The following is a 15061-nucleotide window of genomic DNA, read 5'->3' on the forward strand; positions in this document are numbered from 1 at the left end:
AAAGCCTACGTTCGCCGGAGGAGGACAATCGAGTGCCACAAAAAACAAACAGCGAATGGAACGCCTACAATAGGTTGTCCATTCGCTGTTTGTTTTTGTCTTTCTGGTAATAAACGGTGGGAATCACTTTTTCATCATTCTCCCAAAATTTCCCGCAACCGCTGCACAATCTTCATCATTTCCGTTTGGTTGATGGAACGGATATCAAACTCGATAATGCCGTTATTGGCTTGATATTCGCGCGTATAGATCGCCGGATTTTGCGTTTTTAACTGACGGATGACTTCTTTGGCATCTATTTCTCCAGACACCTTGACACTGCCCCGATAGATCTCCCTGCCGGCACTGTCCTGCACGACAGTGGCTTGCAAAGCGGGAATTTGATTGACCGCTTCGATAAAGGGCACTAGACGCGCCTTCATCGATTCGCCGCTTTCGCTGCCATTAGCCAGATAATCTTCCACGGCTTGGGCAAACCCCAGAATATTGTCTTTGCCGATCTTCATGGCTCGGCCAATCCCCTTACCTTGCAGCCGCACCCATTCAACCGCGCTTTTTTTGCCGACGACCAAGCCGGCGCTCGGGCCCTCGATTGCTTTGGCTCCTGAATAGATCACCAAGTCCGCCCCCGCTGCGTAATAGCCGAATAAATCTTCTTCCGCTGCGGCGTCGACGATCACCGGCAAGTCGTACTTTCGGGCCACTGCCACCATTTCGTCCACCGTCAGCATGCTTTTCTGCACGGTATGGTGGCTTTTGACATAAAGCAGGGCCGCCGTTTCCTTGGTAATCAGCATTTCCACGTGTTCCGGGGTGCACATGTTTGCGTATCCCGCTTCAATGACTTTGCCGCCTCCTTGCTGAACCATGACTTCAACCGGGGTACCGTAATCCACATTATGGCCTTTGGGCAAAATAATTTCCCGTTGCGTGATTGTTTCTGCATAAGGATGGTAGGCATGAAATAAACTGCCTTTGCCGATGACGCCTGCCACGGATTGGGCGATACCCGCCGAAGCAGAAGACACAACTTGGGCGTCTTCCGCTTTGAGCAAATCAGCCAAATAAGCGCCGACTTTCACCGACAAATCTTCCATCTCAAAAAAGTGTTCTCCCCCATATTGTTGGGCAGCCAGAACAGCTTGCGATACTTTCGATACACCCAAAATCGTCATCCGACCGGAAGCATTGATAACTTCCTTCAAATCAAACTTCTCATAACTGACCGTCATAGCATTGTCCTCCAATAATAATAGGGATTCTTGGATATTCGTTGCAGCTATCGGATTTCCTTCACCGACCCTAAAAGTAGGCTGTCCTATTCTGATTCCCTGGATAATGTTGTATAACATCATCATACATCAGCCATTCGTTGCTGTACAATCATCTTCAAAATTTCGTTTGTTGGAGTTGCCCATTTGAATCGATGCCCTCCTCCTGTGAGGCTCCCCTCGCCGGAGTTCAGCGGTATCTTACGGGTTCTCCTCCTGCGAGTCCGTCCTCTTCGGAGCACAACTCAAAATGCGGGCCGTGCTCCGGCAAAGCCTCCGTTCACCGGAGGAGAACAACGAAAGGCCGCCTCGAAATGAGGCAGCCTCCATTTGTTCCTATCGTTTATTGCGCTGAATCGGCTTCTGTATAACATTCCGTATCGATCAGCTCAGCTTTATAGTTCTCTTTGTCGACAGAGATTGCGTTCACCAAATAGGTCGGCCTACTTTAACGCTGAGGAACAGCACCTTCCAAAGATTCCCATTTCCATTCCATCACTTCCGGAATGTCCTCGCCGTTCTCGCGGATGAACTTATGGTGGAAGTCCACCGTTTCCGTCATCCGTTGCGAGAAGGCAGACGCTTCTTCGCCATAGACGGCGTTTGCCGCATCCTGCGCTAGGTGGAAACGGTCCATCTCGGACAAGACGCGCATGTCGAATGGTGTCGTGATGTCCCCGTTCTCACGGTAGCCGTGGATGTGCAGGTTATGGTTGTGGCGATCGAAGAAGATATCACGGATCAACCCTTCAAAACCGTGGAAAGCAAAGATGACTGGTTTGTCGGCCGTGAAATAGGCGTCGAAGGCTTCATCGCTCAAGCCGCGCGGATCCACATCCGGATGGCGCAGTTTCAAAAGATCCACGATGTTGATGAAACGGATCTTCAATGCCGGGAACTGCTTGTGCAGGATTGTGACGGCGGCAAGTGCCTCCAAGTTCGGTTCCGTTCCCGCTGCCGCGATCACGACATCCGGTTCTTCGTCTCCGCAAGTCGAAGCCCAGTCGATCACTTTCAGGCCATCCTTCACCAATACTTCTGCTTCTTCCGCAGAGTAGAATTGTGGACGCGGGTGTTTCGAAGACACGATCAGGTTGATCTGTTCCTCGGAAGCCATCGTTTCCGCCATCACGGCCATCAAGGAGTTCGCATCCGCCGGCAAGTATTCGCGGATGAATTCCGGTTTCTTCTCAGCCAAGTGCGTCAACAAACCCGGATCTTGGTGGGTGTAGCCATTGTGGTCCTGTTGGAACACGGTCGAAGTCGCGATCAAATTCAAGGACGGATAGTGCTTGCGCCATGTCTGTTCTTTGGCTTTGCGCAACCATTTGAAATGTTGGGTGATCATCGAGTCCACCACGCGCAGGAAAGCCTCGTAACTTGCGAAGAAACCATGGCGACCGGTCAGGACATACCCTTCGAGGAAGCCTTCGGCCTGGTGTTCGGACAACTGCGAATCGATGACCCGGCCGGACGGTGAAAGCCATTCATCATAAGCAGGATCGATCGCTTCCATCCAGACACGGTTCGTCACTTCGAAGACTTTGTTCAGGCGGTTCGATTTGGTTTCATCCGGTCCGAAGATGCGGAAGTTATCCGGATTGTCCACGACCAGGTCGCGCGCGAAGTTACCGAACTCGATCATGTCCTGGGCAATGACTGCGCCCGGAGTCGTCGTGTCGACGGCATACTGCTTCCAATCCGGAATATTGAGCGGTTTCGGATCGATTCCGCCGTTCGTGACCGGATTCATAGCCATCCGTCGGTCGCCTTTCGGTGCCATTTCTTTCAGCTCAGCCACCAATTGGCCGTCGGCAGTGAACAACTCTTCCGGACGGTAGGACTGCATCCAATCCACCAGCGCATCGATGTGTTGCATATGATGCGCATCTACCGGAATCGGCACTTGGTGAGCGCGGAAGCCGCCTTCAATCGGTTCACCGTCCCATGTTTGCGGACCCGTCCAGCCTTTCGGGGTGCGGAAAATGATGACCGGCCAAACCGGCATCTTCGCTTCGGCTGCGGAGCCTTTACGGGCTTCGGTTTGGATCGCTTTGATTTTTTCGACAGCCGTATCCAACACTTGCGCCATGATCGGATGCACCGCTTCCGGATCGGTCCCTTCCACGAACAACGGCTCCCAGCCCATGCCGTTAAAGTACTGCGTCAATTCTTCGTTCGATTTACGGTCGAGGATCGTCGGATTGGAGATTTTGCCGCCGTTCAGGTACAGGATCGGCAAGACAGCCCCATCCGTGACCGGATTGATGAACACATTGGAGAACCAACCAGCCGCCAACGGACCGGTTTCAGCTTCCCCGTCACCGACGACAGTCGCCGCGATCACTTCCGGATTGTCGAAGATAGCGCCGGTCGCGTGAGAAAGCGAATAGCCGAGTTCGCCGCCCTCATGGATCGAGCCGGGTGTTTCCGGTGCCGCATGGGAAGCGACCCCGCCGGGGAAGGAGAATTGTTTGTAGAGTTTCGTCAACCCTTCCAGATCTTCCGTGATTTCCGGATAGATTTCTGTGTAAGAACCGTCCAGATAAGAGTTCGAAACCATGACTTGGCCACCATGTCCCGGACCTTCGACATAGAACATGTTCAGATCATATTTGTTGATGACGCGGTTCAAGTGGGCATAGATGAAGTTCTGTCCGGAGATGGTTCCCCAGTGGCCGATCGGATGAAGCTTCACATCGGTTGCCTCGATCGGGCGTTGCAGCAAAGGATTGTCCTTCAGGTACAGTTGTCCCACGGAGATGAAATTGGCGGCGCGCCAGAAGGCATCCACCTTGTCCAGATACGCTTTTGAATCGAATGCAGTCATTTTTATTACTCCTTTTCATTTTTTATTATTGAAAACGCTTGCGAACACTTTCACAAATGTCCTCTAAAAAATCGGTTTGACGATTTTCTGTCAAACCGATCGATAGATTACTCTTTTATTAATTCATGACAAAGTTCTTTTGTGGCTCCGTAGACTTGCGTGTAGAGTGCGTAGGCTTTTTCATAGGCTACGACGTTTTCCGGAATCGGTTGGACGACATCTTTATAGGAAACAAACACGTCCGCGCAAGCAGTCACTGTCGGGAACCATCCGAGTCCGACCGCAGCCAGCATTGCCGCGCCCAGTCCAGGTCCCTGTTCGACTTCCAGACAGGCGATTTCGGCATCGAAAACATCTGCTTGGATCTGCAGCCAATCCGGATTTTTGGCGCCTCCACCGACGGAAACGATCCGCTTGAAGGACTTGCCCGCCACTTGCTCCATCAATACTTGCGAATCCTTCAAGGAGAAGGTGATTCCTTCCAGAACCGCTCGTCCAAAATGTTTGATCGTATGATTCGTATCCATTCCGATGAAACTGCCGCGGATCCGGCTGTCGACATGCGGCGTGCGTTCCCCGACGATATAAGGGGTGAACAACAAGCCATCTGCACCCGGTTTGATCGCATCCATGCCTTCAAGCAGTTCTTCAAACGTGCTGTCCGGCGCGAACGTATCTTTGAACCAGTTCAGACTGTGGCCCGCCGCCAAAGTGACGCCCATCGAGTAGTAGCCATTCTCAATGGTGTGATTGAACAGGTGCAGTTTGCCTTGGTAATCCTGCTCAGCGGAATCCTCGAATGCGAGGAACACGCCGGACGTGCCGATGCTGGCCATACCTGTCTCAGCATCCACGATACCGGCGCCGATTGCAGCGCAGGCGTTATCCGCGCCACCTGCAAAAATCTTCACTTCCTTTTCAAAGCCGAAGCGGTTTGCCAGTTCCGATCGCAAGCTTCCGGTCATGCCCGATGAGACGATCAATTCAGGCAGATGGGTTTCCGGGATGCGGAATTTTTCGAGAATGGCTTTGGACCATTCTTTCTTTTCCACATCCAGAAGCAGCGTGCCGGCTGCATCCGAGTAGTCCATATGCATAGTGCCGGTCATCCAATAGCCCAGATAATCCTTCGGCAGCAGCATGTGCCGCACCTTTTCCCAGATTTCCGGCTCATTTTCCTGGATCCACAGAATCTTCGGCAAAGTGAACCCTTCCAACGCGATGTTTTTCGTGATCGCAAGCAACTCATCCCCGCAGGCATCCGTAATCACCTTGCACTGTTTGGTTGTCCTGACGTCGTTCCACAGAATCGCATTGCGGAGGACATTATTGTCTTCATCCAGCACAACTAAACTGTGCATCTGGCCGGAGAAACTGATTCCTTGCAGTTGTGCAGTGAAGTCTGCAACTTCAGCCTTCAGCTTGTCCAGTACATATTCGCAGGCCAGGATCCATTGTCCTGGATCCTGCTCACTGTAGCCGGATTTTGGATGAATCAGCGGATAATCTTTCTGTGCGGAAGCTACTGCCTTGCCATGCTCATCCAGCAGCAACCCCTTCAATGAACTTGTCCCCAAGTCTATTCCTAACACATACGCCATAATTTTTGCTCCTGTTCTGCGCTGTTTATACCAAGTAATCGTTCAAACGGGATTTGACGAATTCAAGATGGCTTGATTCCAATTTGATGTCTCCGTTTTGAAGGGAATATTCTGTCAATGATTCCAAAGTTTCTTCATCCGACAAGATTCTTGCGCCGATCCCTTCATTGTAGCTGGCATAGCGTTTGTCTTTCAGATCGTCGAAGAAGCGTTCTTCTTTCAACTTAGCAGCAGCTTTCAATCCGCGGGCAAAAGTGTCCATTCCGGCAATGTGTGCCAACAACAGATCTTCCATCTCGAATGAGGAGCGGCGTACTTTGGAATCGAAGTTGATTCCGCCCGGCGCAATTCCACCGTTTTCAAGGATTTCATACATAGCCAATGTCGTATCGTAGATGTTCGTCGGGAATTCGTCTGTATCCCAGCCCAACAGCATGTCGCCTTGGTTGGCATCGATCGATCCCAGCGCATCGTAGCAACGGGCCACATTCATTTCATGCTCAAATGTATGTCCAGCCAATGTCGCATGGTTCGCTTCCAGGTTCAGTTTGAAGTCGCCTTCCAAACCATATTTTTGGATGAAGGCCATTGTTGTAGCAGCATCGAAGTCATATTGGTGCTTAGATGGTTCTTTTGGTTTTGGTTCAATCAGGAACTGTGGTTTGTGTCCGATTTTTTCGCCGTATCCAACTGCCATTTTGAACAAACGAGCAATATTGTCCTGCTCGAATTTCATGTCTGTATTCAATAAAGACTCGTAGCCTTCACGGCCGCCCCAGAAGACATAGTTTTCGCCGCCCAATTTCTTGCTGATGTCCAAGCCTTTTTTCACTTGCGCTGCCGCATAGGCAAAAACTTCAGCGCTATTGGAGGAAGCTGCCCCGTTCACATAACGTGGGTGGGAGAACATGTTTGCTGTGTTCCACAACAGTTTGATGCCGGTTTGATCCATCTTCGCTTTGATCAGATCCGTGATTTCATCGATATTATTGAAGAATTCTTCCAGCGAATCGCCTTCTGGTGCAATGTCCACATCATGGAAACAGAAGTATTCGACGCCTAGTTTTTCCAAGATTTCAAAGAAAGCTTCCACACGGTTTTTTGCAGTTTCCATCGGAGTAGAACCTGCCCAGGTGCGGATGTTTGTAGGGCTTCCGAAAGGATCGGAACCGTCCTGCGTCATTGTATGCCAGTATGCTACCGCGAAGCGCAGGTGTTCTTTCATCGTTTTCCCCATCACCATTTCTGACGGATTGTAATGGCGGAACGCCATTGGGTTTTCTGTGGTAACGCCTTCATATTTGATCTTATCTACTGTTGAAAAATAACTCATTTCTTTTCCTCCTAAAAAATGTTATCTTATTTTAATTTATCTCTTGAGTTAGTTCGTACAACTAACTCATAAATATAATATAAACCATTAGCGTTTCTTTGTCAAACGCTTTCAGGTATTTTTTCCTTATATTTTTATTTTTTTATTCACTGCTCGTTCAACCCTGTTTCTCCATAGCAATGGGAGATAACTTATCTGTTATCTCCCAAGCGTTATATAGAGTTTTTATTATTCGGAATCTTTCGTTTCAGAGTCTTTCGTTTCAGCATCATCAGTCGATCCTGTTTTTATTTTACTTTTCTCTTCGCCGTAAGCTTTCAAATCAGCAGCTTTAACATACTTCACATCAATCGGAATTGTCTTGTCAATCTCTTCACCATCGATTGCTTTCACCAAGTTCTCGATCACCTGATAGCCGATTTGGTATGCATCTTGGTCAACAATTGCAGTGATGCGGCCGTCTTCAATTCCTTTTAACCAAGTATCTGTATAGTCAAATCCATAGTGCAGAATTTCTCCTGACTTTCCTTGTGATTCAATCGCACTCATAACGCCCACGTCAGGACCTTCTGATCCCAATGAGAATACGGTTACTAAGTCTTTATTAGCCGAAATATAACCTTCCAATTGTTTCTTGGACTCAGATGGTTGATCATTATCCTGGATAGTAGCTAAAAATTTGAAATTACTCGCCTCTGCGCCATAGACCTCTTCAAATCCCGCTTTAATACCTGCTTCGCGGTCGATCATAGTCGGTTGCGCGACGTCCACAGTAACAATCGCAATGGATCCGCTTGTTATGCCTTTTTCTTTCATTTCTTCCGCAGCCTGCTTGCCTAATTCTTTTCCGGCAGACACATTATCCGTTCCGACATACGCTGTACGATCCGCTTCATTCTCTAAATCTGCATCAAAAGTGATGACAGGGATATCTTTATCCATTGCAGCTACGATTGGATCAACAAATGACTTCTTCTCAATAGGTGCAACTGCAATCCCGGCCACATCTTTCGCTGTCGCTTCTTTGATGAATCCAATATGTTTTTCCTTCTTACTTGGTTCAGCTGATGGAGAAGTTTTGGTCACCAGTGTGTAGCCCAAATCTTCAGCTGCATCTTCAGCCCCTTTTTTCATCGGATTCCAGTACGCTCCTGTATCGACGATAGGAACAAAGTACAAAGTTTTAGACATATCTGCATCTGTAGAGCTTTCATTACCACAAGCTCCCAGTAATAACATTGTTGCAATTGAGATCCCAGTAAGCAGTGTTTTTCTTTTCTTAAGCATGATAAAATTTCCCCTTTGAATTTTTTATTTTTTAAATCATTAAACACCATCAATAAATAAAGCAGTTTGCATCACTTATTAAGAATTCCGGCTTGCTCTTCGTTTCAAATAATCGATAATGATGGACAAAATGATGACAAGACCTGTTACGGTATCCTGCAAGAAGGAATTCATTCCCATCAGAGTCAATCCGTTTTTGAAGACTTGTAAGGTCATTATCCCTGCCACTGCGCCACCAATAGTACCAATACCACCACTGAATGAAGTTCCCCCCATTATTGCGGCTGCCATCGCAAACAAATCCAATCCGTTAGCATCTTTTGAAGCGCCACCATTTAAGTTCGAAACAATCAAGAGGCCGGCAATCGCTGCCAACATACCTTCGATAATGAATATCTTAACGATGTGGAGATCCGTATTGATTCCGGAAAGACGCGCTGCCTCCTGATTGGAACCTACAGCATAGGTATATTTCCCGAGACGGGTTTTTTTCATGATGAAGACGGCAATCGCAATGATCACAAAAAATATCAGCGCATTACTTTTGAACATCTCAGTGCCAATAGGCGTTTTGGCTAATTTGTTGAACCACTCTTGCTCGGAGCCAATGAACTGCTCATCCGTAAAGAAACCAAGCATCCCTTTGATCACATAGCTTGTCCCTAAGGTCAAAATGAATGAAGGCAGATCAAATTTTTTGATCAATAGGGCATTCATGGTACCCAATGTCGCACCTACAGCTAATGAGATTAGGATAACGACGGGTGCCGGCAGACCCATATTAGAAGCAAATAGGCCCATCATACCAGCTGCCATCCCTACATACCCGATCGACAAATCAACATACCCACAAATGAGGATCATTGCATATGCAACAGTCAGAATACCCACAGGCGGTATCTGTTGCAAAAAGTTTTCGATGTTGTATGAGGTGAGAAAATCACTGTTTGCAATAGAAAAATATACTACTAAAACGATCAAAACCAGATATACCGAATAGTTCATAAATAACGATTTTAAATCTATTTTTTTCTTTTCTATCTTCTTTATTTCATTTTCCATAATTTGGCTCTCCTATCATTCCCTAATAATTATGATTTGATGACAACTGTTTCCGATGATCAGATTTATTAATTGGCAGTTGCATATTTCATGATCAATTCTTGTGCCTCGTCTTTATTATTCCTATAGTCAGAAACAGCAATTTCGCCGTTTATCTTTCCTTCGTGAAACACATGAACACGATCACAAATACCCAATAATTCAGGGATTTCGGAAGAAACAATCAAAATCGTCTTCCCTTGAAGAGCAAGCTGATTAATAATTGAATAGATCTCTGATTTTGCCCCTACATCAATTCCCTTTGTAGGTTCATCAAAAATGTAGATTTGGTTGTCAGTATTCAGCCATTTCGCCAAAACTACTTTCTGCTGATTACCTCCAGATAAACTTGAGACTGGATTCTCAATATTGCTGACCTTGATATTCACTTCTTTGACGTATTTGGCGGCTATTTCATGCAGGTGCTTCTCATCAAGAAGGAATTCGTCCAGATTAGTGATTGTGATATTGTCTTTGATCGACAATCCCGCTAGAAGACCTTGATGCTTTCTGTCTTCAGTCAGTAAACCGATTCCATTTTTGATGGCATCCACTGGGGACTTGATGGTTACGTTACGATTATCAATCGTTATCTCTCCTGATTTTGCACGATCAGCGCCAAAAAGTAAGCGCATCGCTTCAGTCCGTCCACTGCCCACTAGACCTGCAAAGCCTAACACTTCTCCGCGCCTTGCTTCGAAGCTGATATCTTTCACTTTTCCCAAACCATCTGTCAGATTTTTAACCTGTAAGTAAGGAGCGCCAATTTCTGTAGGTTGTTTTGGATATAAATCCTTAATTTCCCGTCCAACAAGCATCGAAATAATTTGATCTTCGGTTAAATTCTTTACATAGTCCGTCGCAATGTACTCTCCATCGCGCATGATCGTAATTCGTTCTCCCAGTTCAAAGATTTCTTTCATTCGATGAGAAATATAGATGCTTGAGAATCCCTTCTCTTTTAAACGACGGATAATAATAAACAACACTTCTACATCTTTATCCGAAAGAGAGGTAGTAGGTTCATCAAAAATGATAACTTTAGCATTCAAACTCAACGCTTTGGCAATTTCAATCAATTGCTTATTTGCGGTGGAAAGCTCCCCCACAAGATCTGTCGGATTTACTTTGGAACCCACCATGTTCAACCAATAAGCTGTATCTTCGTATAGCTTTTTAAAATTGACGATCCCCAGAAATTTATTTGTATACGGCAATCGGCCGATAAAAATATTTTCCGCAACAGATACATCCTCCGCCAAATTAAGTTCCTGATGCACAAATCCGATTCCCAGCTCCGTCGCCAGTTCTGGAGTCATTTTTTCAATCTCTTTTCCTTCAAAAACAATATGACCATCGTCCTTTTCCAGCAAACCTGCCAGAATGTTCATCAAAGTAGACTTTCCCGCGCCGTTCTCGCCCATAAATGCGTGAATCTCACCCTTGCGTACTTCAAGTTGAGCCTTTTTTAAAACATGAACGGGACCAAAACTTTTCTCAATCCCGGTCATTGAGAATAAAATCTCATCTTCCATTATTTTTTCTTCTCCTCCCTCAGAGAATAATCAGCTTACTTTCATCGCATTCATTTATTTTTCTTCATAACTAAAGTAATCGAATTTCGCTTCCAGCTCGTATCCCGAATAATCAACATTGACCATCCCAACGAATGCCCCTGTAAAGAAGCCGCCATAACTTTGATTCACATAATCATCCGATAAAACCTTAGCATCCAATTTGACGGGAACATCTATCCAGTTTTCGCCATCAAATGAATACGCATACAAATAGTGGTGCGTATTAACTTTCGTTTTAAAATAGATATATTCAACTTCTTGCGGCACTACGATTGCGTTTTCCTTCAAATAACTGGTAAAAATACCTTGGTTGTTTTCTGTAACTTCAATCACACGCCCGTTTTCCTCATTCCAAGTTACCTGAATCATGGACCAATGTTGGCTATTGTAATAATTTGTCAAACCAGCCATCTGTTGGAACGTTGTCGGGTCATAACTCAATTTTGTTTCCGCTTCGAATTCGAATGCTTGCCATCTTCTGGCAATAAGCGAATTTTCATGTTGATTGGCTAAGCTGCCCAATCCTTTCAAGACAAGGTGACCATCCTCAATTTTCCCGATCTTCTCTGTAAATGGTACACGCAATGTATTGAAGTGAATGTTTAACCCCTCTTGATCAAAATCATCTTTCGTCAGGTAATTGGACGGATAGTCAAACGGCGCTGCATTTTTTGGTGCGTCCACTTCTAAGCTTCCTTGTCTTCCGCCAACAATCATGGGCCATTGCTCTTCAGACCAATCTACCTTCTGAATCGCAGTCTCTCTTCCTAAAGTGCACCATCCGCGCGGATCATGGCTGGATTCATTAGCATGATGCCAAGGTCTCCCAGTCAAATGAGCAAAATACCATTCTCCGTCTGGTGTATCCACCAGAGCTCCATGCCCACATTTTTGCAGAGGATTGTCCGGATGAGCAAATGCCGTCAGAAAGGTTTCAGGCTGACCTTCATATTCACCAAATAGAGTGGCTGATCGCGCAACAACTTCTTGATGCGTATAAGTCGTGCCGCCTTCCGCACAGAACAAATAGTACTTCCCGAATAATTTATACAAATGCGGTCCTTCAACCAACTTAACATCCGTACCTCTCCAAATAATCTTTGAAGTCTCCGGCAATAGTCGCTGTTCTGATACAGAATACTCTGTACATTTGATGCCGTTAAACTGATGGTGATACTCGCGATGATCCCATTCCATCTGAATCAGATATTTTCTGCCATCATCATCATGGAAAAGAGAAGCGTCAAAACCGACACCATTTAATTTGATTGGGGCACTCCAAGGACCACTGATATTTTCAGCAGTTGTTAGATAGTTGATGCAATCTTTAAAGGCACCGTTCACCACTTTTACATCTGTATAAACTAACCAAAATTTACCATCTGCATAGGATAAATCTGGTGCCCAAATACCACCAGAATCAGCATTTCCTTTCATATCTAATAATTCAATAGTTGATAACGGATGTGCAATCAATTGCCAATGAACCAAATCTTTTGATTCATGAATTTGAACACCAGGAAACCACTCAAAAGTGGAATTTGCTATATAATAGGTATCATCCACACGAATAATCGAAGGGTCCGGATTAAATCCTCTTAATATCGGATTCATAATTTTCATAAATATACTTCGTCCTTTCAGCTTTCCGTATTCTAAATAAAAAATTTGGCATTCCAATGAAGCAAGTAACCCTCACCACTCCAACACTACTACAAATCACATGCAGCAAATATGGGCTGATTTTATGAGTTATGAGGTCTTCTACTTTTGACACATAGTTTGTTAAACTTTTTCCCTACTTTCCTTCCCTCTTAAAAAATGATATAATTGCATTACTAATATTTTGAGTTAGTGCACTTAACCAACTCATGAGCATAAGTATATATGATTGTTTTTTTATTGTCAAGCGCTTTCAGAAGATATATGATAGATTACGAAGGAAGAAGGAGTGGTTTTTTTGATTCACAGCAAATATACGATCCGCGAAAACAACGAGGCAACCATTTTGAATGCCATCATCAGCCAGAAAGAAATTTCCCGCGCTGAATTATCCGTCCTTGCCGGCCTGAACAAGGCTTCCGTATCCGCAATCACCAAGAAACTGTTGGAGGACGAGTTGATCCATGAAGACCGTATCGGCGACGCAGCTAGGATCGGCGGCCGAAAGCCAATCATGCTCACTTTCAATGGAAAAGCTGCACTGACCCTTTCCTTGGATGTTGCACCTAATTATGTAGAAGGGCTCATCGCCTACATTGATGGAAAGGTCCTTCATGAATCCGAAATAAGAGACATCAAAGTTTCTTCCGACAATGTCCTCGCCTACATCACGGAAATGGTTGAAAAACTGACTGAACATGCTGTGGAAACGCCGCACGGCATCACCGGAGTCTGCATTGCGATCCACGGACTCGTCAATCAGGAAGAGATCATCTTTACGCCCAACTATACTTTGCAGAGCGATCTGAAGGCTCAATTAGAAGAAATGTATCCCTTTTATGTATATTTGGAAAATGAAGCGAATCTGGCGGCGCTCGGTGAATATACTTTCGGATCCATTTCGGACAGCGTTGTCAGCCTGAGCATCCATACGGGTATCGGAGCCGGAATTGTCGAAAATGGGAAACTGAGGACCGGGAAAAAAGGTATAGCCGGTGAAATTGGCCACAGTATCCTCTCTCCTGATGGCCGGAAGTGTCCTTGCGGCAATGACGGTTGCCTCGAACAGTACGCATCCCACCAGGCCATCTACAGCGAATTGGTACAGATGCTTGCGTTGCCGGATATCAATTCGTCCGTAGTGATCGAACGCTACAAAAAAGGCGATCCTGTTGTCCAAAAAACACTTCGGAGCAATGCGCATTATTTGAGCATCGCCGTCAATAATCTGGCGGTGATCTACGAGCCCGATCTGGTGGTGATCAACAGTTCCATTTATTCGCAAATCCCTGAGTTGATCAGCATCCTTAAAGGGGCCCTCAAAGGTAAATTTTCGTGCGATACGCGTGTCATCAGCAGCTCGCTCAAGCGGAAAGCGACCTTGTTCGGGGGTGTGGCCAAGTCCACACAAAATTTCCTGAACATCCAAAACCTGAAAATGAATACCGAAAACTAAGACAAAACCACCTGCGCTCCCTGCACAGGTGGTTTTGTCTTTGTATTTTGAGTTGTTGTCTCTTTTTAGTAGCCTAATCTTTTCAATTCCGCTTCCAGGCTGTCCGGGACGATCTGTCCGGTCGCCTCGAATTTGGCAATCTGCGCCTCCATCTTATCTACCTGCTCTTGGGCTGCTTGGATGATTTCCTCGGCATGCTCCAACGGAATCACGACGACCCCGTTACGATCCCCGACGATGATGTCTCCGGGGCGCACCGACACGCCGCCACAGGAAATCGGTACATTGACTTCCCCCTTCTCGCCCCTGGTGCTTCTGCCGCAGGTGTTCGCCCGGGCGTAGATCGGAAAGCCGAGTGCTTCATTTTCTTCGATATCGCGGAAGGCACCGTCGATTACGACACCGGCGAGTCCAATCGCCTTGGCCACCCGGCTGCGATTATCGCCCGAAACAGCGTTGTTGCAACTTCCTTTCGCATCGATGACGATGATGTCACCCGGTTGCGCTACCTCCAAAGCTTTCGGCACAATCAGGCTGTCGCCGAGCGTAAGTTGCAGCGTAACGGCCGGCCCGATAATTTTTTGCGTTGTCACCATCGGCTTAATGTGATAATCCATTGCCCGGAAGAGATCCATCCCGTCGCACAATTCCGGTACAGTAAATTTGTTCAGTCTTTCCAGCAGGTCCGGTGTTGGTCTGGGGATGTCCTTGTAGATTCTGAAGCCCATTCTTTGCTTGTTCTCGCTCATGTTCATGCCTCCATTTTTTTGATTTTTCCCAAAAAAGTATATTGTTGACTCAACCATATCAGAATAGACGTTTTTTTGTATATATGATAGAGACATGAAAACCAAAGGAAAAACACTTTTCCGACAAATCAGACAGACGAAACAAGAATCCGTTGGACCGTGCGCAATCAGATTGTCGGATTTTAGCTCCTTCA

The 15061-nt window shown here is 46.2% G+C and carries 10 protein-coding genes; 1 reads left to right on the forward strand and 9 read right to left on the reverse strand.

Going from position 1 to position 15061, the window contains the following annotated elements:
• Positions 1-134: 134 nt before the first annotated feature.
• From TES5_RS07340 to TES5_RS07375, 8 genes are all read right to left on the reverse strand, one after another.
• Positions 135-1232 carry a DgaE family pyridoxal phosphate-dependent ammonia lyase gene (locus TES5_RS07340; RefSeq protein WP_068561221.1) on the reverse strand — a complete coding sequence of 366 codons (1098 nt, stop codon included), beginning with the start codon at positions 1230-1232 and terminating at the stop codon, positions 135-137.
• Positions 1233-1719: 487 nt separating this feature from the next.
• Positions 1720-4101 carry a phosphoketolase family protein gene (locus TES5_RS07345; protein WP_068561222.1) on the reverse strand — a complete coding sequence of 794 codons (2382 nt, stop codon included), beginning with the start codon at positions 4099-4101 and terminating at the stop codon, positions 1720-1722.
• 107 nt (positions 4102-4208) lie between these two features.
• Entirely contained in the window at positions 4209-5702 is a 1494-nt protein-coding gene (gene xylB, locus TES5_RS07350) for a xylulokinase (protein ID WP_068561223.1), read from the reverse strand.
• Between the two features lie 25 nt (positions 5703-5727).
• Positions 5728-7035 carry a xylose isomerase gene (gene xylA / locus TES5_RS07355; protein ID WP_068561224.1) on the reverse strand — a complete coding sequence of 436 codons (1308 nt, stop codon included), beginning with the start codon at positions 7033-7035 and terminating at the stop codon, positions 5728-5730.
• A gap of 228 nt (positions 7036-7263) precedes the next feature.
• On the reverse strand, positions 7264-8322 hold the full coding sequence (locus TES5_RS07360) for a sugar ABC transporter substrate-binding protein (RefSeq protein WP_068561225.1): 1059 nt from the start codon (positions 8320-8322) through the stop codon (positions 7264-7266).
• A gap of 78 nt (positions 8323-8400) precedes the next feature.
• Positions 8401-9384: an ABC transporter permease gene (locus TES5_RS07365; protein WP_068561226.1), complete on the reverse strand. Its 984-nt coding sequence runs from the start codon at positions 9382-9384 to the stop codon at positions 8401-8403.
• Between the two features lie 68 nt (positions 9385-9452).
• On the reverse strand, positions 9453-10958 hold the full coding sequence (locus TES5_RS07370) for a sugar ABC transporter ATP-binding protein (protein ID WP_068561227.1): 1506 nt from the start codon (positions 10956-10958) through the stop codon (positions 9453-9455).
• 54 nt (positions 10959-11012) lie between these two features.
• Positions 11013-12623, reverse strand: a complete 1611-nt coding sequence (locus TES5_RS07375) for a glycoside hydrolase family 43 protein (protein ID WP_068561228.1) — start codon at positions 12621-12623, stop codon at positions 11013-11015.
• A 337-nt stretch (positions 12624-12960) separates the two neighbouring features.
• Here TES5_RS07375 and TES5_RS07380 point away from each other — a divergent pair, with 337 nt between their 5' ends.
• Entirely contained in the window at positions 12961-14118 is a 1158-nt protein-coding gene (locus TES5_RS07380; RefSeq protein WP_068561307.1) for an ROK family transcriptional regulator, read from the forward strand.
• A gap of 65 nt (positions 14119-14183) precedes the next feature.
• Here TES5_RS07380 and TES5_RS07385 read toward each other — a convergent pair whose 3' ends face one another.
• Positions 14184-14867: an RraA family protein gene (locus tag TES5_RS07385; RefSeq protein ID WP_178137805.1), complete on the reverse strand. Its 684-nt coding sequence runs from the start codon at positions 14865-14867 to the stop codon at positions 14184-14186.
• Between the last annotated feature and the right edge of the window lie 194 nt (positions 14868-15061).

Origin of the sequence: Trichococcus sp. ES5 (assembly GCF_900067165.1) — a bacterium.
Lineage (GTDB): Bacteria > Bacillota > Bacilli > Lactobacillales > Aerococcaceae > Trichococcus > Trichococcus flocculiformis.

Excerpts from the sequence above, each read along its gene's own strand:
- TES5_RS07385 (WP_178137805.1), bottom strand. The coding sequence starts at position 14,867 with ATGAGCGAGAACAAGCAAAGAATGGGCTTCAGAATCTACAAGGACATC.
- xylA (WP_068561224.1), bottom strand. The coding sequence starts at position 7,035 with ATGAGTTATTTTTCAACAGTAGATAAGATCAAATATGAAGGCGTTACC.
- xylB (WP_068561223.1), bottom strand. The coding sequence starts at position 5,702 with ATGGCGTATGTGTTAGGAATAGACTTGGGGACAAGTTCATTGAAGGGG.
- TES5_RS07345 (WP_068561222.1), bottom strand. The coding sequence starts at position 4,101 with ATGACTGCATTCGATTCAAAAGCGTATCTGGACAAGGTGGATGCCTTC.
- TES5_RS07365 (WP_068561226.1), bottom strand. The coding sequence starts at position 9,384 with ATGGAAAATGAAATAAAGAAGATAGAAAAGAAAAAAATAGATTTAAAA.
- TES5_RS07375 (WP_068561228.1), bottom strand. The coding sequence starts at position 12,623 with ATGAAAATTATGAATCCGATATTAAGAGGATTTAATCCGGACCCTTCG.
- TES5_RS07360 (WP_068561225.1), bottom strand. The coding sequence starts at position 8,322 with ATGCTTAAGAAAAGAAAAACACTGCTTACTGGGATCTCAATTGCAACA.
- TES5_RS07370 (WP_068561227.1), bottom strand. The coding sequence starts at position 10,958 with ATGGAAGATGAGATTTTATTCTCAATGACCGGGATTGAGAAAAGTTTT.
- TES5_RS07340 (WP_068561221.1), bottom strand. The coding sequence starts at position 1,232 with ATGACGGTCAGTTATGAGAAGTTTGATTTGAAGGAAGTTATCAATGCT.